Raw genomic sequence first — 22,283 nt, forward strand, 5'->3', positions numbered from 1 at the left:
AATGGCTACACGCGACACTGAACAGGATTGCGGAGAAAGTAGATGAGCGCGCTCTATATGATTGCCGGCACCCTGATCGCCTTGGGTGTGCTGGTCACCTTTCACGAATTCGGCCACTTCTGGGTCGCGCGACGCTGTGGCGTCAAGGTTCTGCGTTTCTCCGTAGGCTTTGGCATGCCCCTGCTGCGCTGGCACGACAAGCAAGGCACCGAGTTCGTGGTTGCCGCGATCCCGCTCGGTGGCTACGTCAAGATGCTCGATGAGCGCGAAGGCGAAGTCCCGTTCGAGCAGCTTGATCAGTCGTTCAATCGCAAGTCCGTGCGTCAGCGTATCGCCATTGTGGCCGCGGGTCCGATTGCCAACTTCCTGCTGGCCCTGGTGTTCTTCTGGGTGCTGGCGATGTTGGGCAGCGAGCAGGTGCGCCCGGTCATCGGTGCAGTCGAGTCCGGTAGTATCGCCGCCAAGGCTGGTCTGACGGCGGGTCAGGAGATTGTCGCCATTGATGGCGAGCCGACTTCGGGCTGGGCAGCGGTCAATTTGCAATTAGTGCGTCGTCTGGGTGAAAGCGGTTCACTGCAGTTATTGGTGCGTGAGCAGGGTTCTACTGCGGATTCGCCGCGCGAATTGGCGCTGGATCATTGGCTCAAGGGGGCCGACGAGCCGGATCCGATTCGTTCGTTGGGTATTCGTCCATGGCGCCCGGCCTTGCCGCCGGTGCTGGCTGAGCTCGATCCAAAAGGCCCGGCGCAAGCTGCTGGCCTGAAAACCGGCGACCGTCTGGTGTCGCTCGACGGTCTGGCGCTGAACGACTGGCAGCAAGTGGTTGATACCGTTCGTACGCGTCCTGATACCAAAATCATGCTGCGTGTCGAGCGGGATGGTGCTCAAATCGACGTCCCGGTGACGCTGGCGGCTCGCGGCGACAGCAAGGCGCCAAGCGGTTATCTGGGCGCTGGCGTCAAAGCGATCGACTGGCCGCCGGAAATGATCCGCGAGGTCAGCTATGGGCCTTTGGCCGCGATTGGCGAGGGCGCTCGTCGCACTTGGACCATGAGCGTCCTGACCCTCGATTCGCTAAAGAAAATGCTGTTCGGCGAGCTCTCGGTAAAAAACTTGAGTGGACCGATAACCATTGCTAAAGTGGCGGGCGCTTCTGCCCAGTCGGGCGTCGCTGATTTCCTGAATTTCCTTGCTTATCTGAGTATTAGCCTGGGTGTTCTGAATTTGCTGCCCATTCCTGTACTGGATGGGGGGCATTTGTTGTTTTATCTGATCGAGTGGGCGCGTGGTCGTCCCTTGTCGGATCGGGTGCAAGGTTGGGGGATACAGATCGGTATCAGTTTGGTGGTCGGGGTGATGTTGCTTGCTCTGGTCAACGATCTGGGTCGACTGTAACGCTTCGCTGAATTGCGAATCTGCCGCATTTTGCGGCAGTTTGTTTATTGCCAGTTGGAATAAGAAAGGACTTCATGAAACGTCTGCTGCTAACTGCGGTTCTCACCGTATTGATGATCGCCGAAGTTCACGCCGAGTCCTTCACTATCTCTGATATTCGCGTCAATGGCCTCCAGCGGGTCTCCGCGGGTAGTGTCTTTGGTGCCTTGCCGTTGAACGTCGGCGAGCAGGCGGATGATCGTCGCTTGGTGGAATCCACTCGTGCGTTGTTCAAAACCGGTTTCTTTCAAGATATCCAGCTGGGCCGCGAAGGCAATGTTCTGGTAATCACGGTTGTCGAGCGCCCATCCGTCGCCAGTATCGAAATCGAAGGTAACAAGGCGATTTCCACTGAAGACCTGATGAAGGGCCTCAAGCAATCCGGTCTGGCCGAAGGCGAGATCTTCCAGCGTGCCACCCTCGAAGGCGTGCGTAACGAACTGCAGCGTCAGTACGTCGCGCAAGGCCGCTATTCGGCTACCGTCGATACCGAAGTGGTCTCGCAGCCGCGTAACCGCGTTGGTCTGAAGGTGAAGATCAACGAAGGCACCGTTGCCGCCATTCAGCACATCAACGTGGTGGGTAACACGGTTTTCCCTGAGGAAGACCTGACCGACCTGTTCGAACTGAAAACCACCAACTGGCTGTCGTTCTTCAAGAACGATGACAAGTACGCCCGTGAAAAGCTCTCCGGTGACCTGGAGCGTCTGCGTTCCTACTACCTGGACCGTGGCTATATCAACATGGATATTGCTTCGACCCAGGTGTCCATCACCCCGGACAAGAAGCACGTCTACATCACCGTCAACGTCACCGAAGGCGAGAAGTACACCGTTCGTGACGTCAAACTCAGCGGTGACCTGAAAGTCCCTGAAGACCAGGTCAAGTCGTTGCTGCTGGTGCAGAAAGGCCAAGTGTTCTCGCGCAAGCTGATGACCACCACCTCCGAACTGATCACCCGTCGTCTGGGTAACGAGGGTTACACCTTCGCCAACGTCAACGGCGTACCGCAGCCGCACGATGACGACCACACTGTCGACATCCTGTTTGCTGTCGATCCAGGCAAGCGCGCTTACGTCAACCGCATCAACTTCCGTGGCAACACCAAGTCCGAGGACGAAGTGCTGCGTCGTGAAATGCGCCAGATGGAAGGCGGCTGGGCTTCGACCTACCTGATCGACCAATCCAAGACCCGTCTTGAGCGTCTGGGCTTCTTTAAAGAAGTTAACGTTGAAACCCCGGCCGTGCCAGGTGTCGACGACCAGGTCGACGTGAACTACGCGGTTGAAGAACAGGCTTCCGGTTCGATCACCGCCAGCGTCGGTTTCGCCCAGAGCGCCGGTCTGATCCTCGGTGGTTCGATCACCCAGAACAACTTCCTCGGTACCGGTAACCGTGTCAGCGTCGGTCTGACCCGAAGCGAATACCAGAGCCGCTACAACTTCGGTTACGTTGACCCGTACTGGACCGCCGATGGCGTGAGCCTGGGTTACAACGCGTTCTATCGCACCACTGACTACAAAGACCTCGACGTCGACGTAGCAAGCTATGCGGTAGACAGCCTGGGCGCCGGCGTCAACGTTGGCTACCCGATCAGCGAGACTTCGCGTCTGACCTTTGGTCTGTCCGCACAACAAGACAAGATCAAGACCGGTACCTACACCGTTGACGAGATTTTCGACTTCGTTAAAAAGGAAGGCGATCAATACCTGAACTTCAAGGCGTCGGCCGGCTGGTCTGAATCCACTTTGAACAAAGGCGTATTGCCGACCCGTGGCCGTTCCCAGAGCCTGACGCTGGAAACCACTATTCCAGGCAGCGACCTGTCGTTCTTCAAGCTTGATTACCGTGGCCAGTTGTTCCAGCCACTGAGCGAGAACTACACCATGCGTCTGCACACCGAATTGGGTTATGGCGACGGTTACGGTTCGACTGACGGCTTGCCGTTCTATGAAAACTACTATGCTGGTGGTTTCAACTCGGTTCGTGGCTTCAAGGACAGTACGCTGGGTCCGCGCAGTACGCCTAGCCGAGGTGCAGGTGTGACCGGCAACACCGGTACGCTTGCCGACCCGGATCAGGATCCGCTGCCGTTTGGCGGTAACGTGTTGATCCAGGGTGGTGTCGAGGTGCTGTTCCCGCTGCCGTTTGTCAAAGATCAGCGCTCCCTGCGTACTTCGGTATTCTGGGATGTCGGTAACGTGTTTGACTCCAAGTGCGAGAAGACTACCAACGCTACCGTCGGTTCGACTTCCAGCACTCAGTGCAACGATATCAGCCTCAGCAACATGGCGAGCTCCGTCGGTGTGGGTGTGACCTGGGTCACCGCACTGGGTCCTCTGAGCTTCGCGTTGGCCATGCCGATCAAGAAACCGGATGACGCTGAAACTCAAGTGTTCCAATTCTCCCTCGGCCAGACGTTCTAAGCGTCTGACCCAAGATAACGACAATGGATTTTGTAGGAGTGCATCGTGCGTAAGTTGACTCAATTGGTTCTCCTGGCCTCCTTGATGGTGGCAGGCCCGGCATTTGCCGACATGAAAATCGCTGTTCTGAACTATCAGATGGCGCTGCTGGAATCCGACGCGGCCAAGAAGTACGCCGTGGATGCCGAGAAGAAGTTCGGTCCGCAACTGACCAAACTGAAAACTCTGGAAAGCAGCGCCAAAGGCATTCAGGACCGTCTGATGGCCGGTGGCGACAAGATGCAGCAAGGCGAGCGTGAGCGTCTGGAGCTGGAATTCAAGCAAAAGGCCCGTGACTTCCAGTTCCAGTCCAAAGAGCTGAACGAAGCCAAAGCTGTTGCCGACCGCGAAATGCTCAAGCAACTGAAGCCGAAACTGGATAGCGCAGTGGAAGAAGTCATCAAGAAAGGTGGTTTTGACCTGGTGTTCGAGCGTGGCGCAGTAATCGATGTCAAGCCTCAGTACGACATCACGCGCCAGGTTATCGAGCGCATGAATCAGCTGAAGTAACCCATGACCGTGACTATCAAACTCGGCCAGTTGGCCGAGTTCCTCGGCGCCACCCTGCGTGGCGACCCGGAGAAGCAAATTACTGGGCTAGCCACTTTGCAAGAGGCTGGCCCAGCTCAGTTGAGCTTTCTGGCAAATCCTCAATACCGCAAATTCCTGGCAGGCTCGCAGGCAGCGGCGCTATTGCTCAAAGAAGCTGATGCTGAAGGCTTTGCCGGGAATGCGCTGGTGGTTCCGGATCCTTATCTGGCCTACGCACGTATTTCGCACTTGTTCGATCCCAAACCAAAAGCTGCGACGGGTATCCACCCATCGGCAGTGATTGCGGACGACGCTGTGGTTGATCCAACCGCCAGCATCGGCCCGTTTGTGGTGGTTGAAGCAGGTGCGCGGATCGGCGCTCAAGTGACCTTGGGCGCACATTGCTTCATTGGCGCGCGCAGTGAAATTGGTGAAGGCGGCTGGCTTGCGCCACGCGTGACCCTGTATCACGACGTGCGCATCGGCAAGCGTGTGGTGATCCAGTCCGGTGCGGTACTCGGTGGTGAAGGCTTCGGCTTTGCCAACGAAAAAGGCATCTGGCAGAAAATCGCCCAGATCGGTGGCGTGACCATCGGCGACGACGTAGAGATTGGCGTGAATACCGCCATCGACCGTGGTGCGCTGGCCGACACCGTTATCGGTAATGGTGTGAAGCTCGACAACCAGATCCAGATTGCGCACAACGTCCAGGTCGGTGATCACACCGCCATGGCCGCCTGTGTCGGCATTTCTGGCAGCACCAAGATTGGCAAGCATTGCATGCTCGCTGGCGGTGTCGGTCTGGTTGGCCACATTGATATTTGCGACAACGTTTTCCTCACCGGGATGACCATGGTGACTCACTCGATTACCGAGCCGGGTGCCTATTCTTCCGGTACAGCCATGCAACCGGCGGCCGAATGGCGCAAAAGCGCGGCCCGCATCCGTCAGCTCGATGACATCGCGCGACGTTTGAAACAGCTGGAAAAGCGCGTAGGGGAAGTGACCCCTGACGGCAATGCTTCATCAGATGGCTGATACCATTTCCATATCAAGTGTGCACAGCCTCTAGACTGCCTCCTTGATTTGCTAGAGGAGTGCGCGTCAGTCGCGCTCCCAATCTTTACATAGGCTTCCCCCCGAAATGATGGACATCAACGAGATTCGCGAATACCTGCCTCACCGTTACCCGTTCCTGCTGGTGGACCGGGTGGTGGAACTGGACACTGAAGGCAAGCGCATTCGCGCCTACAAGAATGTCAGCATCAATGAACCGTTCTTCAATGGTCACTTCCCGGCGCATCCAATCATGCCGGGCGTGCTGATCATCGAAGCGATGGCTCAGGCTGCCGGGATCCTCGGTTTCAAAATGCTCGACGTGAAGCCTGCCGACGGCACGCTTTACTACTTCGTCGGTTCCGACAAGCTGCGCTTCCGTCAGCCTGTGTTGCCGGGCGACCAGTTGATCCTTGAAGCCAAGTTCATCAGCTGCAAGCGCCAGATCTGGAAGTTCGAATGCCAGGCTTCGGTGGACGGCAAGCCGGTTTGCTCGGCTGAAATCATCTGCGCGGAACGCAAGCTATGAGTTTGATTGACCCTCGCGCAATCATCGATCCGTCGGCCGTACTGGCTGACGGCGTCGAGGTCGGCCCGTGGTCGATCATCGGCGCAGGTGTGGAAATCGGCGAGGGTACCGTGATCGGGCCGCATGTAATCCTCAAAGGCCCGACCCGCATCGGCAAGCACAATCGCATCTACCAGTTTTCCTCGGTAGGCGAAGACACGCCCGATCTGAAATACAAAGGTGAAGAAACCCGTCTGGTCATCGGTGATCACAATGTCATCCGCGAAGGCGTGACGATTCACCGTGGCACGGTTCAGGACCGGTCCGAAACCACCCTGGGTGATCACAATCTGATCATGGCCTATGCCCACATCGGTCACGACAGCGTTATCGGCAACCACTGCATTCTGGTCAACAACACCGCGTTGGCCGGCCATGTACACGTTGATGACTGGGCGATCCTCTCCGGTTTCACCCTCGTACATCAGTATTGCCACATCGGCGCCCACAGCTTTTCCGGCATGGGCACGGCGATCGGCAAGGACGTTCCGGCGTTCGTGACGGTATTCGGTAACCCGGCAGAAGCACGCAGCATGAACTTCGAAGGCATGCGCCGTCGTGGTTTCAGCGAAGACGCGATTCACACCCTGCGTCGCGCCTACAAAACTGTCTATCGTCAGGGGCTGACCGTTGAGCAGGCCTTGGCCGAACTGGCCGAGCCTGCCGCCCAGTTCCCGGAAGTTGCGATTTTCCGCGACTCCATCCAGTCGTCGACTCGCGGCATCACTCGCTGATCATGGCCAATTTGCGTATTGCGCTGGTGGCGGGTGAGGCTTCCGGTGACATTCTCGGCGCCGGTCTGATGCGCGCTCTCAAGGCACAACATCCGGCGGTCGAGTTCATCGGCGTCGGCGGCCCGTTGATGCAGGCCGAAGGCCTGACTTCCTACTTCCCCATGGAACGCTTGTCGGTCATGGGCTTGGTAGAAGTGCTTGGGCGTCTGCGTGAGCTACTCAAGCGCCGTAAAGAGCTGATCGCCACACTGATCGCTGAGAAGCCGGACGTGTTCATCGGCATCGATGCTCCGGATTTCAATCTCAACATCGAACTGAAGCTGCGTCAGGCCGGGATCAAAACCGTGCATTACGTCAGCCCGTCGGTGTGGGCGTGGCGGCAGAAACGCGTGCTGAAGATTCGCGAAGGCTGCGACCTGATGCTGACGCTGCTGCCGTTCGAAGCGAAATTCTACGAAGAGAAGGGCGTGCCGGTGCGGTTCGTCGGCCACACGCTGGCCGATACCATTCCGCTGGAGGCGGATCGCGCGGCGGCTCGTGCCGAGTTGGGTCTGCCCGACGGCCCGCTGGTGGCGTTGATGCCCGGCAGCCGTGGTGGCGAAGTGTCGCGCTTGGGTGGGCTTTTCCTCGACACCGCTGCACGATTGCGCGCCATGCGCCCAGGTGTGCGCTTTGTCATTCCGTGCGCCAATCCCGAACGCCGCGCGCAGCTTGAAGAGCTGCTCGCCGGCCGTGATCTGCCGGTGACCTTGCTCGACGGCAAATCGCATCTGGCCCTCGCCGCGTGTAACGCCGTGTTGATCGCTTCCGGCACTGCGACCCTCGAAGCGCTGCTGTATAAGCGCCCAATGGTAGTGGCTTACCGTCTGGCGCCGCTGACGTTCTGGATTCTCAAGCGCATGGTCAAGAGCCCGTACGTGTCTTTGCCGAACCTGCTCGCCCAGCGCTTGCTGGTGCCAGAATTGTTGCAGGATGATGCGACGGTCGAAGCGCTGGCGCAGACCCTGTCGCCGCTGATCGACGGTGGCGAAGAGCAGACCCGTGGCTTCGACGAGATCCACCGCACGCTGCGGCTGGACGCTTCCAATCAGGCGGCGGACGCCGTCCTTAACCTGATCGGTCAAACACGATGAGCAAGACAAGCATGCAGATGGGCCTGGATTTCACGCTGGTCGCCGAAGTCGAAGAACTGGTCGCCGGTGTCGATGAAGTTGGGCGCGGCCCGTTGTGCGGTGCCGTGGTGACGGCAGCGGTGATCCTCGATCCGAACCGGCCCATCCTCGGTCTCAACGACTCGAAAAAACTCACCGAAGCCAAGCGCGAAAAGCTCTACGACGAAATCATCGAGAAATCCCTGAGCTGGTGCATTGCCCGCGCCGAAGTCGAAGAAATCGACGAGCTGAATATTTTGCACGCGACCATGCTCGCCATGCAGCGCGCGGTCGCCGGTCTGCACATCCAGCCGAAACTGGCGATGATCGACGGTAACCGCTGCCCGCAACTGCCAATGCGCGCCGAAGCGGTGGTGCAGGGTGATGGCAAGGTACCTGCGATCGCAGCGGCGTCGATTCTGGCCAAGGTCAGTCGTGACCGTGAAATGGCCGCATTCGAATTGATCTACCCGGGTTACGGCATCGGTGGCCATAAAGGCTACCCGACGCCCGTTCATCTGGAAGCGTTGGTGCGGCTTGGCCCGACGCCGATTCATCGGCGCTCGTTCGCCCCGGTGCGTCAGGCTTATGAAGCGCTGGAAGGCCTGACGCAGGTTTAGTCGCAAGGCTGATGTTTTGTTCGAGGCCCGGTACAATCCGGGCCTTGTTGTCTCTATGTAACTGGACAGGATCACTATGCCGGCTTCATTCGTTCATCTACGCCTGCACACTGAATACTCGCTGGTCGACGGGCTGGTGCGGATCAAGCCGTTGGTCAAGGCGCTGACCGCCATGAACATGCCGGCGGTCGCGGTCACCGACCAGAACAACATGTGTTCCCTGGTCAAATTCTATAAAAACACCATGGGCGCCGGCATCAAGCCGATCTGCGGCGCCGACCTGTGGCTGTCGAACAAGGATCCGGACGCTCCGCTGAGCCGGCTCAGCCTGTTGGTGATGAACGCCAAGGGCTATCGCAACCTCACCGAGTTGATCTCGCGCGGCTTCATCGAAGGCCAGCGCAACGGCATGATCATCATCGAGCGCGAGTGGGTCGCTGAAGCCAACGAAGGCCTGATCATGCTGTCCGCCGCCAAAGAGGGCGAGATCGGCATGGCCCTGATCGGCGGCAACCCGGCGGAAGCCGAAGCCTTGGCGCGCGAATGGATGGCGGTGTTCCCGGATCGCTTCTATCTGGAAATCCAGCGCACCAACCGTCCCAACGATGAAGAACAACTGCACGGCGCCGTGGCGCTGGCCGACAAACTCGGCGCGCCGCTGGTGGCGAGTAACGATGTGCGCTTCATCAAGCAGGAAGACTTCGCCGCCCACGAGACCCGCGTGTGCATCGGTGAGGGCCGCGCCCTCGACGACCCGCGCCGTTCGAAGAATTACAGCGATCAGCAATACCTGAAAAGCGCCGAGGAGATGATCGAGCTGTTCAGCGATATTCCCGACGCGATTGAAAATACCGTCGAGATCGCCAAGCGCTGCAACATTGAAGTGAAACTCGGCACGCACTTCCTGCCCAATTTTCCGATTCCCGATGGCATGACCATCGACGAATATTTCCGCAAAGTCTCCTTCGACGGTCTCGAAGAACGACTGGCAGTGCTGCTGCCCAAGGACACCACTGAAGACTACGAAGCCAAGCGTCAGGTCTATGTCGACCGCTTGAATTTCGAGCTGGATATCATCATCCAGATGGGCTTCCCCGGTTACTTCCTGATCGTTATGGACTTTATCCAGTGGGCCAAGAGCAACGGCGTGCCGGTAGGCCCGGGTCGTGGTTCGGGTGCCGGATCGCTGGTGGCCTACGTGCAGAAGATCACCGACCTCGACCCGCTGGAATACGACCTGCTGTTCGAACGTTTCCTTAACCCGGAACGGGTATCGATGCCCGACTTCGACGTCGACTTCTGCATGGACGGTCGTGACCGCGTGATCGACTACGTGGCCGAGAAATACGGGCGCAACGCGGTAAGCCAGATCATCACCTTCGGTTCCATGGCCGCAAAGGCTGTGGTGCGCGACGTGGCGCGGGTGCAGGGCAAGTCCTACGGTTTGGCGGATCGTCTGTCGAAGATGATTCCGTTCGAAGTCGGCATGACCCTGGAAAAAGCCTACGAGCAGGAAGAAATCCTGCGTGACTTCATCAAGGTCGATGAAGAAGCCGCAGAAATCTGGGAGATGGCGCGCAAGCTCGAAGGCGTTGTGCGTAACGTCGGTAAACACGCCGGTGGTGTGGTTATCGCGCCGACCAAGCTGACTGACTTCTCGCCGATCTATTGCGACGAGGCCGGTGACGGTCTGGTAACCCAGTTCGACAAGGACGACGTTGAAGCCGCCGGTCTGGTGAAGTTCGACTTCCTCGGTCTGCGGACGTTGACGGTGATCGACTGGGCGCTGAAGACCATCAACCGCGACCGCGCCAAGGTCGACGAGCCGCCGCTGGACATCGCGTTCATCCCGCTCGACGACAAACCGACGTACACGCTGCTGCAAAAAGCTGAAACCACCGCGGTATTCCAGCTTGAGTCGCGCGGCATGAAAGAGCTGATCAAAAAGCTCAAGCCCGACTGCCTGGAAGACTTGATCGCACTGGTGGCCCTGTTCCGTCCGGGCCCACTGCAATCGGGCATGGTTGATGACTTTATCAACCGTAAGCACGGTCGCGCCGAGCTGGCGTATCCGCACTCCGACTATCAATACGAAGGCCTCAAGCCAGTATTGGCGCCGACCTACGGCATCATCCTGTATCAGGAACAGGTGATGCAGATTGCTCAGGTCATGGCCGGTTACACCCTCGGCGGTGCGGACATGCTGCGTCGGGCTATGGGTAAGAAAAAACCCGAAGAGATGGCCAAGCAGCGCGGCGGTTTTATTGAAGGTTGCAAGACCAACAATATCGAAGCCGACCTTGCCGGTAACATTTTCGACCTGGTGGAAAAATTCGCCGGTTACGGCTTCAACAAGTCTCACTCGGCTGCTTACGGTCTGGTTTCGTACCAGACTGCCTGGCTGAAGACCCACTACCCGGCGCCGTTCATGGCCGCGGTACTGTCGGCGGACATGCACAACACCGACAAGGTCGTGACCTTGATCGAAGAAATTCGCACCATGAAGCTGCGTCTCGACGCGCCGGATGTGAATACCTCGGAGTTCAAGTTCACGGTGAACGACGAAGGCCGCATCATTTATGGCCTCGGCGCGATCAAGGGCGTGGGCGAGGGGCCTGTCGAGGCGATCACTGAGGCGCGCGCGGACGGGCCGTTCAAGGATCTGTTCGATTTCTGCGCCCGCGTCGACCTCAAACGCATCAACAAGCGCACCCTCGACGGTTTGATCCGCAGCGGTGCGCTGGATCGTCTCGGCCCGTACTTCCATGAAGAGCAAAAGGCTTATCAGGCCAACATCGACCGCAACCGTGCGGTGCTGCTGGCCGCGATGGAAGAAGCGATCAAATCCGCCGAGCAGACTGCGCGCACCCACGACAGCGGTCACGCCGACCTGTTTGGCGGCTTGTTCGTCGAGGAAGATGCCGACGTTTACGCGGTGCATCGCAAGGCCAAGGAACTGACCCTCAAGGAGCGCCTCAAGGGTGAAAAAGACACCCTGGGCCTGTACCTGACCGGTCACCCGATCGACGAATACGAAGGCGAGATCCGTCGTTTCGCCCGCCAGCGCATCATCGACCTGAAACCAGCCCGCGATACGCAGACCGTGGCCGGGATGATCATTGCCCTGCGCGTGATGAAGAACAAAAAGGGCGACAAGATGGGCTTCATCACCCTCGACGACCGCTCCGGGCGAATCGAGGCGTCGTTGTTTGCCGATGCGTTCCACTCCGCGCAGTCGTTGTTGCAGACCGACGCGATGGTGGTGGTTGAAGGCGAAGTCAGCAACGACGACTTCTCCGGCGGCCTGCGCCTGCGGGTCAAGCGAGTGATGAGCATGGAAGATGCGCGCACCAACCTTGCCGAGAGCCTGCGCCTGAAGCTGCAAACCCAGGACCTGAAAGGCGATCAGCTACGCTGGTTGGGTGATTTGCTCAAGCGTCATCGCGGCGCATGCCCGGTGACCATGGAGTACACCAGCCCGGATGCGAAGACCTTGCTGCAGTTTGGCGAGACCTGGCGGATCGACCCGGCAGATGCGTTGATTCAAGCACTGCGTGACCAGTTCGGGCGAGACAACGTCTTCCTCCAATACCGTTGACCGGCGAGTGCCATCATTGCGCTCGCCCGCCACCTGAATTTTTAATCTCGACCTCAGCGCGCCTCTCCCTTAAGGTAGGGCGCGAATAGACAACCGGCCGACCCAAGCTCATTTGGGACACGACCCAAGACGGACGCCTATGAACCCGAATTTTCTAGATTTCGAACAGCCGATCGCCGACCTGCAAGCCAAGATCGAAGAGTTGCGCTTGGTCGGTAATGACAATTCGCTGAATATCGGCGATGAGATCTCCCGCCTGCAGGACAAGAGCAAAACGCTGACCGAAGACATCTTCGGCAAGCTGACCAGCTGGCAGATCGCACGCCTGGCGCGTCACCCGAAACGCCCGTACACCCTGGACTACATCCAGCACATCTTCACCGAGTTCGACGAACTGCACGGCGACCGTCACTTCTCTGACGACGCTGCGATCGTTGGCGGTATCGCCCGTCTGGACGACCAGCCGGTGATGATCATCGGTCACCAGAAGGGCCGTGAAGTGCGTGAGAAGGTGCGCCGCAACTTCGGCATGCCGCGTCCGGAAGGCTACCGCAAGGCTTGCCGTCTGATGGAGATGGCCGAGCGTTTCAAAATGCCGATCCTGACCTTCATCGACACCCCGGGTGCTTACCCTGGTATTGACGCTGAAGAGCGCAACCAGAGCGAAGCGATCGCCTGGAACCTGCGTGTGATGTCGCGCCTGAAAACCCCGATCATCGCCACCGTGATTGGTGAAGGTGGTTCCGGCGGTGCATTGGCGATCGGTGTTTGCGATCAGTTGAACATGCTGCAGTACTCGACCTACGCGGTAATCTCGCCGGAAGGTTGTGCATCGATTCTGTGGAAAACCGCCGAAAAAGCCCCGGATGCTGCTGAAGCGATGGGCATCACCGCTGAGCGTCTGAAAGGCCTGGGCATTGTCGACAAGGTGATTGGCGAGCCTCTGGGCGGCGCACACCGTGATCCGGCCACCGCGGCTGCCTCGATTCGTACCGAGCTGAGCTCGCAACTGGCGATGCTTAAGACGTTCGATAACGAAGCGCTGCTCAAGCGCCGTTATGATCGACTGATGAGCTACGGCCTCTAAGTCGAACGCAGTACCCCTGTAGGAGCTGCCGAAGGCTGCGATCTTTCAAGATCAAAAGATCGCAGCCTTCGGCAACTCCTACAGGATCTTTGAGAAGCGACCCTCTCTATGAATTCTTCGAAGAGTGATTTGCCGTCGCGGCTGTTGCTGAACCTTGAGCCTTGGCGCAATGCCGCTCATTGGCGTATCGCCTTCTCTGGTGGACTCGATTCCACTGTTCTGCTGCATCTGCTTGCCCATCTCGCAAAAACCGAATCCCTGCCCCCGCTGAGCGCTGTTCATATCCATCACGGCCTCCAGGCTGCGGCTGATGCGTGGCCGCAACATTGCCAGTCCATCTGCGATGCGCTGGGTGTGCCGTTGCTGATCGAGCGGGTGAAGGTGCAACCGGGTGCAAGCCTGGAGCGCGCGGCGCGGGATGCGCGATACGCGGTGTTCAGTTCGCTGACGCAAGCCAATGACGTATTGCTCACTGGCCAGCATCGCGATGATCAAGCGGAGACACTTTTGTTCCGGCTATTACGTGGCGCCGGTGTGCGCGGGTTGTCCGGGATGCCGGCGCAGCGGCCAGTGGGGCAGGGCACTCTGATTCGTCCGTTGCTGGATATTTCTCGGGCCGAGCTGGAAGAGTATGCGCAGGCTCATCAATTGCGCTGGATCGAAGACCCGTCCAATCAGGATCGGCAATTCTCGCGCAACTATCTGCGCCATCAGGTCATGCCGCTGCTGAGCGCTCGCTGGCCGCAAGCGCAGGCAAGCATGGCCCGCAGCGCCGCGCATCTGCGTGAGGCGCAGGGGCTGCTCGATGAGTTGGCGCAGATCGATCTTGCGCAAGCGAGTACCTCTCACGATTTCGAATGGCTGGGCTTGCCATCGCTGGAACTGGCGCCACTCGCCGCACTGTCTGCCGCCCGGCAGCGAAACGCGATCAGTCATTGGCTCGAACCCTTTACGCAACTGCCAGACACTGACCATTGGTCGGGCTGGACGGATCTCTGCGAAGCGGCTTCCGATGCTTCACCGGTCTGGCGCCTGGCCAATGGCGAACTGCATCGCAGCGCCGGTCGGGTGTGGTGGCTGAGCGGTAACTGGCTGCGCGCGCCGGTGATCGGCGCCGACTGGCAAGTGCCATCGTCAGCGCTACGCTTGGCCGATAACGGCCGTGTCATGTTCAGCGGACAGGCGCCTTGCGGGCCATTGCGCATCGCCTATCGTCAGGGTGGCGAAGTGATGCATCTGGCGGATCGCGGTCATCGTGATCTCAAGCGCCTGCTCAACGAGCGCGCGGTACCGGGCTTCGTGCGTGGCAGATTGCCGCTGCTGTTTCGCGCTGACGAATTGCTCGCGGTGGCGAACCTGCCGGGGCTTGATGGCAATGGGCAGGGTGACTGGAAATTGCATTGGCAGCCAACAGACGAAGATCAAGGTTTGAGCTGAAAGGAGCATTCCGGTAGACTACGCTCCCTTCTTGATACAACTTCTGTGGATTCGCCTGAATTGCAGGAGTTGCCGATTACCAAGCAGTCTTTGCTGGGCGATTCCAAAAAATGTGTAGCGAGCAACGTACCGGTGTTTCATCTGCCGGTCTGTCCCAACGCGGCGGTTTTTTTGAAAGGTGCACTGTGATTAATGCAGGTGATCGGGGGCTTCGGCCTTCCTTCGCTTCCCCCGGCGGCTCGGACCGCTTTAACGCAGACTTCTAGGGTTTTTCATGACGCGCTACATATTCGTCACGGGCGGTGTTGTTTCTTCTTTGGGGAAAGGCATTGCATCGGCTTCATTGGCAGCCATCCTGGAGGCGCGGGGACTTAAGGTCACCATGCTCAAGCTGGATCCGTACATCAACGTTGACCCGGGCACCATGAGCCCGTTCCAGCACGGCGAAGTGTTCGTCACCCACGACGGCGCCGAGACCGACCTGGACCTGGGCCACTACGAGCGGTTCATCCGCACGACCATGACCCAGAACAACAACTTCACCACTGGCCGTGTCTACGAGCACGTGCTGCGTAAAGAGCGCCGTGGTGACTACCTGGGTGCAACCATCCAGGTGATTCCGCACATCACCGACGAAATCAAGCGCCGCATCATCAAGGGTGCTGGCGACGCTGACGTGGCGATGGTTGAAATCGGTGGCACCGTCGGTGACATCGAGTCGCAACCGTTCCTCGAAGCCATCCGTCAACTGCGTTTCGAAGTCGGCGCCAAGCGCGCGATGCTGATGCACCTGACGCTGGTTCCGTACATCGCCACCGCTGGCGAGACCAAGACCAAGCCAACTCAGCACTCGGTAAAAGAACTGCGTTCGATCGGTCTGCAGCCAGACGTGCTGGTGTGCCGTTCCGATCACCCGATCGACATCTCGTCGCGTCGCAAGATCGCTCAGTTCACCAACGTTGAAGAACGTGCGGTGATCGCGCTGGAAGACGCCGATACCATCTACAAGATCCCGGGCATCCTGCACTCGCAGGGTCTGGACGATTTCGTCGTTGAGCGTTTCGGTCTGCAATGCGGCAGCGCTGATCTGTCCGAGTGGGAAGCGGTGGTTGACGCCAAGCTGAACCCGGAACACGAAGTGACCATCGCCATGGTCGGCAAGTACATGGAACTGCTGGACGCCTACAAGTCGCTGATCGAAGCGATGAGTCATGCCGGCATCAGCAACCGCACCAAGGTCAACCTGCGTTACATCGATTCCGAAGACATCGAAAACCAGGGCACCGCGCTGCTCGAAGGTGTCGACGCGATCCTCGTACCGGGCGGCTTCGGTCTGCGTGGCGTGGAAGGCAAGATCACTGCCGTTCAGTATGCTCGTGAAAACAAGGTTCCATACCTGGGCATCTGCCTCGGCATGCAAGTGGCAGTCATCGAGTTCGCCCGTAACGTGATGGGCTGGAAAGACGCCAACTCCACCGAGTTCGACCGCGCCAGCGGCCACCCGGTTGTGGGTCTGATCACCGAATGGGAAGACGCCACCGGCGCCGTTGAAGTGCGTACCGAAACGTCTGACCTGGGCGGCACCATGCGCCTCGGCGCTCAGGAATGCCTGCTCGAAGCCGGCTCCAAGGTGCACGATTGCTACGGCAAGGACGTGATCGTTGAACGTCACCGTCACCGTTACGAAGTGAACAACAACCTGCTGCCACAAATCATCGAAGCCGGCCTGAAGATCTCCGGTCGCTCCGCTGACGCAGCCTTGGTTGAAGTGGTCGAAGCAGCGGATCATCCTTGGTTCGTCGCTTGCCAGTTCCACCCTGAGTTCACCTCGACACCGCGCGATGGCCACCCGCTGTTCAGCGGTTTCGTCAAAGCTGCGTTGGCTCAACACCAGAAGAAGGCGTAACCCGATGGCACAGAAGATCATCCGCGTCGGCGACATCGAGATTGCCAACGACAAACCCATGGTGCTGTTCGGCGGCATGAACGTGCTGGAAAGCCGTGACATGGCCATGCAGGTTTGTGAAGAGTACGTAAAGGTCACCGAGAAACTCGGTATCCCATACGTGTTCAAGGCCAGTTTCGACAAGGCCAACCGGTCTTCTGTGCATTCGTATCGTGGCCCTGGCCTGGAAGAAGGCATGCGCATCTTCCAGGACATCAAACAAGCCTTCGGCGTACCGATCATCACCGACGTCCACGAGCCTGATCAGGCCGCGGTCGTCGCTGAGGTCTGCGACATCATTCAACTGCCGGCCTTTCTGTCGCGCCAGACCGATCTGGTCGTCGCGATGGCCAAGACCAACGCAGTGATCAATATCAAGAAAGCCCAGTTCCTCGCGCCTCAGGAAATGAAACACATCCTGAGCAAGTGCGTGGAAGCGGGTAACGATCAACTGATCCTCTGTGAGCGTGGTTCGAGCTTCGGCTACAACAACCTCGTGGTCGACATGCTCGGCTTCGGCATCATGAAGCAGTTCGAGTACCCGGTATTCTTCGACGTGACCCACGCGCTGCAAATGCCTGGCGGTCGTTCCGACTCCGCCGGCGGTCGCCGTGCGCAGGTTCTGGATCTGGCCAAGGCGGGCATGAGCCAGTCGCTGGCGGGTCTGTTCCTCGAAGCACATCCGGATCCGGACAACGCCAAATGCGACGGCCCTTGCGCCTTGCGTCTGGACAAACTGGAGCCATTCCTGGCCCAGCTCAAAGCTTTGGACGAACTGGTTAAGAGTTTTCCGACGGTAGAAACCGCGTAAACCTCAATTCTCCGGTAAAGTACCGCACGATTTGTCGCTCATGCCCTCGGGCATGAGCGTTATCGTCTGCAAGTCTGCCCGCTGCACACCCCTTGCCGACGGTAAAAAGATTTCCTCTAGCTGCGTCGTTTTCGTCAACTTTGGAGTGTTTACAACAATGGCAAAAATCGTCGACATCAAAGGTCGTGAAGTTCTCGACTCCCGTGGCAATCCCACCGTGGAAGCGGACGTGCTTCTCGACAACGGCATCATCGGCAGCGCTTGCGCGCCATCCGGTGCATCCACTGGCTCGCGTGAAGCGCTCGAGCTGCGCGATGGCGACAAGAGCCGTTACCTGGGCAAGGGCGTGCTCAAAGCGGTAGCCAACATCAACGGTCCGATCCGCGATCTGCTGCTGGGCACTGACCCAAGCGACCAGAAAGCCCTGGATCACGCGATGATCAAGCTCGACGGTACCGAAAACAAAGCGACCCTGGGCGCCAACGCCATCCTCGCCGTGTCCCTGGCTGCGGCCAAGGCTGCTGCGCAGGATCAGGACCTGCCACTGTACGCACACATCGCCAACCTCAACGGCACCCCGGGTGTTTACTCGATGCCGGTACCGATGATGAACATCATCAACGGTGGCGAGCACGCCGATAACAACGTCGACATCCAGGAATTCATGGTGCAGCCGGTCGGCGCCAAGTCCTTCTCGGAAGGTCTGCGCATGGGCACCGAGATTTTCCATCACTTGAAAGCTGTCCTGAAGGCCCGTGGCCTGAGCACTGCCGTTGGCGACGAAGGCGGTTTCGCACCGAACCTGGCGTCCAACGAAGACGCTTTGAAAGTGATCTCGGAGGCTGTGGCAAACGCCGGTTACAAGCTGGGCACCGACGTGACCCTGGCACTGGACTGCGCGGCGAGCGAGTTCTACGAAGACGGCAAATACAACCTGTCCGGCGAAGGCCAGGTATTCACCGCTGAAGGTTTCGCCGACTACCTGAAAGGTCTGACCGAGCGTTACCCGATCATCTCGATCGAAGACGGTCTGGACGAGTCCGACTGGGCTGGCTGGAAGATTCTCACCGACAAGATCGGCGAGAAGGTTCAACTGGTAGGCGACGACCTGTTCGTGACCAACACCAAGATCCTGAAAGAGGGCATCGATAAAAACATCGCCAACTCGATCCTGATCAAGTTCAACCAGATCGGCACCCTGACCGAAACCCTTGAAGCCATCCAGATGGCCAAGGCTGCCGGTTACACCGCCGTGATCTCGCACCGTTCGGGCGAAACCGAAGATTCGACCATTGCCGACCTGGCTGTGGGCACCTCGGCTGGCCAGATCAAGACCGGTTCGCTGTGCCGTTCCGACCGTGTTTCCAAGTACAACCAACTGCTGCGTATCGAAGAGCAGTTGAATGGCAAGGCCAAGTACAACGGTCGCTCCGAGTTCCGCGGCTAAGTTGTAAATGGTAAAAAGACACCGGATTGTGTCGGAAAAGTCGTGACAGCGATGGATTTGCCACTAATCTGATGCCTTATATGCACAAGCCTGGATCTTCCAGGCTTCGTGCTATCAGATGCTTCAAAGTTTTGGCGTGGCTGTCTTTTTTCACTGGATACCTGATATTCGATGCGCAGTCCTTACTGGTTGTTTCTCGTTTTGCTCTTGCTGCTGGCCGGTCTGCAGTACCGCCTGTGGGTGGGCAATGGCAGTCTGGCGCAGGTCGCCGAGCTGAATCAGCAGATTGCTGATCAACACGCCGAGAACGAAGGTTTGCTGGAGCGCAACCGAGTGATGGATGCTGAAGTCAGCGAGTTGAAAAAAGGCATGGAGACCGTTGAAGAGCGGGCTCGTCACGAGCTGGGCATGGTCAAGGACGGCGAAACCCTTTACCAGTTGGCCCAATGATCAATTCCCTTCCGGCCTTCTGGGCCGTGATTCCTGCCGCGGGCGTCGGTGCCCGAATGGCCGCGGACCGTCCCAAGCAATATCTGCAACTGGGCGGGCGCACAATTCTCGAACACAGCCTCGGCTGTTTCCTCGATCACCCGAGCCTTAAGGGTTTGGTGGTCAGTCTTGCGGTTGATGATCCTTACTGGCCGAACCTGGCGTGCGCGGGCGACTCGCGTATTCAGCGGGTTGAAGGCGGGGCCGAGCGTTCCGGCTCGGTGCTCAATGCCTTGCTGCATTTGCATGCGCAGGGCGCCGATGATGAGGATTGGGTACTGGTGCACGATGCCGCACGGCCCAACCTGAGTCGCGAAGATCTCGACAAGTTACTTGATGAACTGGCAGATGACCCTGTGGGCGGTTTGCTTGCGGTGCCGGCCCGCGACACGTTGAAACGGGTCGACAAGCACGGTCGGGTGGTGGAAACCGTCGATCGAAGTGTGATCTGGCAGGCGTACACGCCGCAGATGTTTCGCCTCGGTGCGTTGCATCGGGCGCTGGCGGACAGTCTGGTCGCGGATGCCGTGATTACTGACGAAGCGTCGGCGATGGAGTGGGCGGGGCTGAAGCCGCGGCTGATCGAAGGGCGCGCGGATAACCTCAAGGTTACCCGGCCGGAAGATCTGGAGTGGTTGCGCCAGCGTTGGGCTAACCGTCGCTAAAGATCAAAAGATCGCAGCCTTCGGCAGCTCCTACATGGGTTCGCATGCCTTTGTAGGAGCTGCCGAAGGCTGCGATCTTTTGCTTTTCAACCTCGATATTCCGGCCGCTCAGCCAATCCCTCCTTCAAAAAATCCACCAACTTGCGCACCTTTGGCGACAGATGCCGCTGCTGCGGATACAGCGCCCACACCGCTGTATTCGGCGGCTGATGCGCCTCCAGCAGCGAAATCAACGCGCCACTGTGCAGGTGCTCCAGCACGTAATAATCCGGCAACTGACACAAACCGACGCCCTGCAACGCTGCATCCAGCACTGCTTGCCCACTGTTGCAGCGCCAGTTTCCCTGCACTCGCTGAGAAAATTCCCGACCGTTCTGTTCGAGTTGCCAGATATCCGAGCTGCCGATCAGGCAATTATGCCGACTCAATTCCGACAAACTGTGTGGGCGTCCATACCGTTCCAGGTAGGACGGTGACGCGCACAGATACATGCGCCGAGGCGCCAGCCGTGCTGCGACCAATCGCGAATCCTGTAACCGACCCAGTCTAATCGCCAGATCCAGCCCCTCATGCACGAGATCGAGTTGGCGGTTGCTCAGCTCGATATCAATGCGCAACTGCGGATACACCCCCATAAACCGCGTCACCAGCGGCACGATAAAGCGTTCGCCGTAAGCCACCGCGCAGGTCATGCGCAGCATGCCCTTCGGTTCACTGGTCAGATCGCCTACCGCACGCAACGCCTCCTCGCGACCATCCTGCAAACGTTGGCAATGCTGGAGGAAAGTCTGCCCGGCTTCGGTCAGCGTCACCCGGCGAGTACTGCGATAGAGCAGGCGCGTCTGCAAGCGTTCTTCCAGTCGTACGATTTGTCGACTGACGTGGGAGGAAGAAACCCCAAGGCGTTCGGCCGCAGCGGTGAATTGGCTGCACTCGGCGACGGCGACGAACTCGTCGATGCCTTCCCAGCGGTTCTCGGACATTGGATTATCCCTGTACGGCAATAATATTTTGCATTTGTCCGGATTATTCACCAGCCAGCGCTGAACTACACTCGCTGTCTGGTTTTTTTATTCATTGGATTCACTGGAGAGTCAGCATGATCAAGTCGCGCGCCGCCGTTGCCTTCGAGGCCAAAAAGCCGCTGGAAATCGTAGAAGTCGATGTCGCCATGCCCAAGGCCGGTGAAGTATTGCTGCGTGTCGTCGCTTCCGGTGTTTGCCACACGGACGCCTACACCCTGTCCGGCGCTGACCCGGAAGGCATCTTCCCGTCGATCCTTGGCCACGAAGGCGGCGCTATCGTTGAAGCCATCGGTGAAGGCGTAACCTCGGTTGCCGTTGGCGACCACGTCATTCCGCTGTACACCCCGGAATGTGGCCAGTGCAAATTCTGTAAGTCGGGCAAGACCAACCTGTGTCAGGCGATTCGCGCGACTCAGGGCAAAGGCTTGATGCCGGACGGCACTTCGCGTTTTTCCTACAAGGGCGAAACGATTTTCCACTACATGGGCACGTCGACATTCTCCGAATACACCGTGCTGCCGGAAATCTCCGTGGCCAAGATCTCCAAGGATGCGCCGCTCGAGAAGGTTTGCCTGCTGGGTTGCGGCGTGACCACCGGTATCGGTGCTGTGCTCAACACCGCCAAGGTCAAGCCGGGGGACACCGTGGCCATCTTCGGTCTGGGCGGCATCGGTCTTTCTGCGGTGATCGGCGCTGCTAAAGCCAAGGCTGCGCGCATCATTGCCATCGACATCAACCCGGGCAAGTTCGAAATCGCCAAGCAACTCGGTGCCACCGATTGCGTCAACCCGAAAGATTTCGATCGTCCGATCCAGGAAGTGATCGTCGACATGACCGATGGCGGCGTCGACTTCTCCTTCGAATGCATCGGCAATGTGCAACTGATGCGCGCAGCCCTTGAGTGCTGCCACAAGGGCTGGGGCGAGTCGGTGATCATCGGTGTCGCCGGTGCCGGCCAGGAAATCTCCACCCGTCCATTCCAGTTGGTGACCGGTCGCGTCTGGCGCGGTTCGGCATTCGGCGGCGTTCGTGGTCGCACCGAGTTGCCAAGCTACGTCGACATGGCTCAGAGCGGCGAGATTCCGCTGGATACTTTCATCACCCACACCATGGGCCTGGAAGACATCAACAAGGCGTTCGACCTGATGCACGAAGGCAAAAGCATCCGTACCGTCATCCATTTCTAAACGCAGTCCAAGCGGCAAGCTTCAAGCTCCAGG

Annotated in this window: 18 protein-coding genes; 17 read left to right on the forward strand and 1 reads right to left on the reverse strand. The window is 58.7% G+C overall.

Annotated features, from left to right (window positions below; genetic code table 11):
- Positions 1-42: 42 nt before the first annotated feature.
- From rseP to ispD, 16 genes are all read left to right on the forward strand, one after another.
- Positions 43-1,395 carry a sigma E protease regulator RseP gene (rseP, locus tag EJA70_RS10810; protein ID WP_158830732.1) on the forward strand — a complete coding sequence of 451 codons (1,353 nt, stop codon included), beginning with the start codon at positions 43-45 and terminating at the stop codon, positions 1,393-1,395.
- Positions 1,396-1,469: 74 nt separating this feature from the next.
- Entirely contained in the window at positions 1,470-3,860 is a 2,391-nt protein-coding gene (gene bamA / locus EJA70_RS10815; RefSeq protein ID WP_008081708.1) for an outer membrane protein assembly factor BamA, read from the forward strand.
- A gap of 45 nt (positions 3,861-3,905) precedes the next feature.
- On the forward strand, positions 3,906-4,409 hold the full coding sequence (locus tag EJA70_RS10820) for an OmpH family outer membrane protein (RefSeq protein WP_007908849.1): 504 nt from the start codon (positions 3,906-3,908) through the stop codon (positions 4,407-4,409).
- 3 nt (positions 4,410-4,412) lie between these two features.
- Positions 4,413-5,468: a UDP-3-O-(3-hydroxymyristoyl)glucosamine N-acyltransferase gene (gene lpxD, locus EJA70_RS10825; protein WP_158830733.1), complete on the forward strand. Its 1,056-nt coding sequence runs from the start codon at positions 4,413-4,415 to the stop codon at positions 5,466-5,468.
- 106 nt (positions 5,469-5,574) lie between these two features.
- On the forward strand, positions 5,575-6,015 hold the full coding sequence (fabZ, locus tag EJA70_RS10830; protein ID WP_003222142.1) for a 3-hydroxyacyl-ACP dehydratase FabZ: 441 nt from the start codon (positions 5,575-5,577) through the stop codon (positions 6,013-6,015).
- On the forward strand, positions 6,012-6,788 hold the full coding sequence (gene lpxA / locus EJA70_RS10835; protein ID WP_007908847.1) for an acyl-ACP--UDP-N-acetylglucosamine O-acyltransferase: 777 nt from the start codon (positions 6,012-6,014) through the stop codon (positions 6,786-6,788). Before fabZ ends, lpxA begins: the two co-directional genes overlap by 4 nt.
- Before the next feature lie 2 nt (positions 6,789-6,790).
- Positions 6,791-7,921, forward strand: a complete 1,131-nt coding sequence (gene lpxB / locus EJA70_RS10840) for a lipid-A-disaccharide synthase (protein WP_158830734.1) — start codon at positions 6,791-6,793, stop codon at positions 7,919-7,921.
- A gap of 11 nt (positions 7,922-7,932) precedes the next feature.
- On the forward strand, positions 7,933-8,559 hold the full coding sequence (gene rnhB, locus EJA70_RS10845) for a ribonuclease HII (protein WP_007908845.1): 627 nt from the start codon (positions 7,933-7,935) through the stop codon (positions 8,557-8,559).
- A gap of 76 nt (positions 8,560-8,635) precedes the next feature.
- Complete coding sequence (dnaE, locus tag EJA70_RS10850) at positions 8,636-12,157, forward strand: DNA polymerase III subunit alpha (RefSeq protein WP_158830735.1); 3,522 nt, start codon at positions 8,636-8,638, stop codon at positions 12,155-12,157.
- A 139-nt stretch (positions 12,158-12,296) separates the two neighbouring features.
- Entirely contained in the window at positions 12,297-13,244 is a 948-nt protein-coding gene (locus EJA70_RS10855; RefSeq protein WP_158830736.1) for an acetyl-CoA carboxylase carboxyltransferase subunit alpha, read from the forward strand.
- Positions 13,245-13,352: 108 nt separating this feature from the next.
- Entirely contained in the window at positions 13,353-14,681 is a 1,329-nt protein-coding gene (gene tilS / locus EJA70_RS10860) for a tRNA lysidine(34) synthetase TilS (RefSeq protein WP_158830737.1), read from the forward strand.
- Positions 14,682-14,955: 274 nt separating this feature from the next.
- Positions 14,956-16,587, forward strand: coding sequence for a CTP synthase (locus tag EJA70_RS10865; RefSeq protein ID WP_129389827.1), 1,632 nt, complete (start codon positions 14,956-14,958; stop codon positions 16,585-16,587).
- A gap of 4 nt (positions 16,588-16,591) precedes the next feature.
- Positions 16,592-17,437 carry a 3-deoxy-8-phosphooctulonate synthase gene (kdsA, locus tag EJA70_RS10870; protein ID WP_008081720.1) on the forward strand — a complete coding sequence of 282 codons (846 nt, stop codon included), beginning with the start codon at positions 16,592-16,594 and terminating at the stop codon, positions 17,435-17,437.
- A gap of 157 nt (positions 17,438-17,594) precedes the next feature.
- Complete coding sequence (eno, locus tag EJA70_RS10875; protein ID WP_007908839.1) at positions 17,595-18,884, forward strand: phosphopyruvate hydratase; 1,290 nt, start codon at positions 17,595-17,597, stop codon at positions 18,882-18,884.
- A 171-nt stretch (positions 18,885-19,055) separates the two neighbouring features.
- Complete coding sequence (gene ftsB, locus EJA70_RS10880) at positions 19,056-19,334, forward strand: cell division protein FtsB (RefSeq protein WP_007908838.1); 279 nt, start codon at positions 19,056-19,058, stop codon at positions 19,332-19,334.
- Positions 19,331-20,038, forward strand: a complete 708-nt coding sequence (ispD, locus tag EJA70_RS10885) for a 2-C-methyl-D-erythritol 4-phosphate cytidylyltransferase (RefSeq protein ID WP_008081721.1) — start codon at positions 19,331-19,333, stop codon at positions 20,036-20,038. The genes ftsB and ispD overlap by 4 nt, the downstream gene beginning before the upstream one ends.
- A gap of 86 nt (positions 20,039-20,124) precedes the next feature.
- Here the strand turns inward: ispD and EJA70_RS10890 are convergent, their stop codons facing one another.
- Positions 20,125-21,021 carry a LysR substrate-binding domain-containing protein gene (locus EJA70_RS10890; RefSeq protein WP_158830738.1) on the reverse strand — a complete coding sequence of 299 codons (897 nt, stop codon included), beginning with the start codon at positions 21,019-21,021 and terminating at the stop codon, positions 20,125-20,127.
- Positions 21,022-21,137: 116 nt separating this feature from the next.
- On the opposite strand from EJA70_RS10890, the gene EJA70_RS10895 reads away from it, so the two are divergent.
- Positions 21,138-22,250: an S-(hydroxymethyl)glutathione dehydrogenase/class III alcohol dehydrogenase gene (locus tag EJA70_RS10895; protein WP_158830739.1), complete on the forward strand. Its 1,113-nt coding sequence runs from the start codon at positions 21,138-21,140 to the stop codon at positions 22,248-22,250.
- Positions 22,251-22,283: the final 33 nt, after the last annotated feature.

Origin of the sequence: Pseudomonas sp. PB103, from assembly GCF_009764635.1 — a bacterium.
GTDB lineage: Bacteria > Pseudomonadota > Gammaproteobacteria > Pseudomonadales > Pseudomonadaceae > Aquipseudomonas.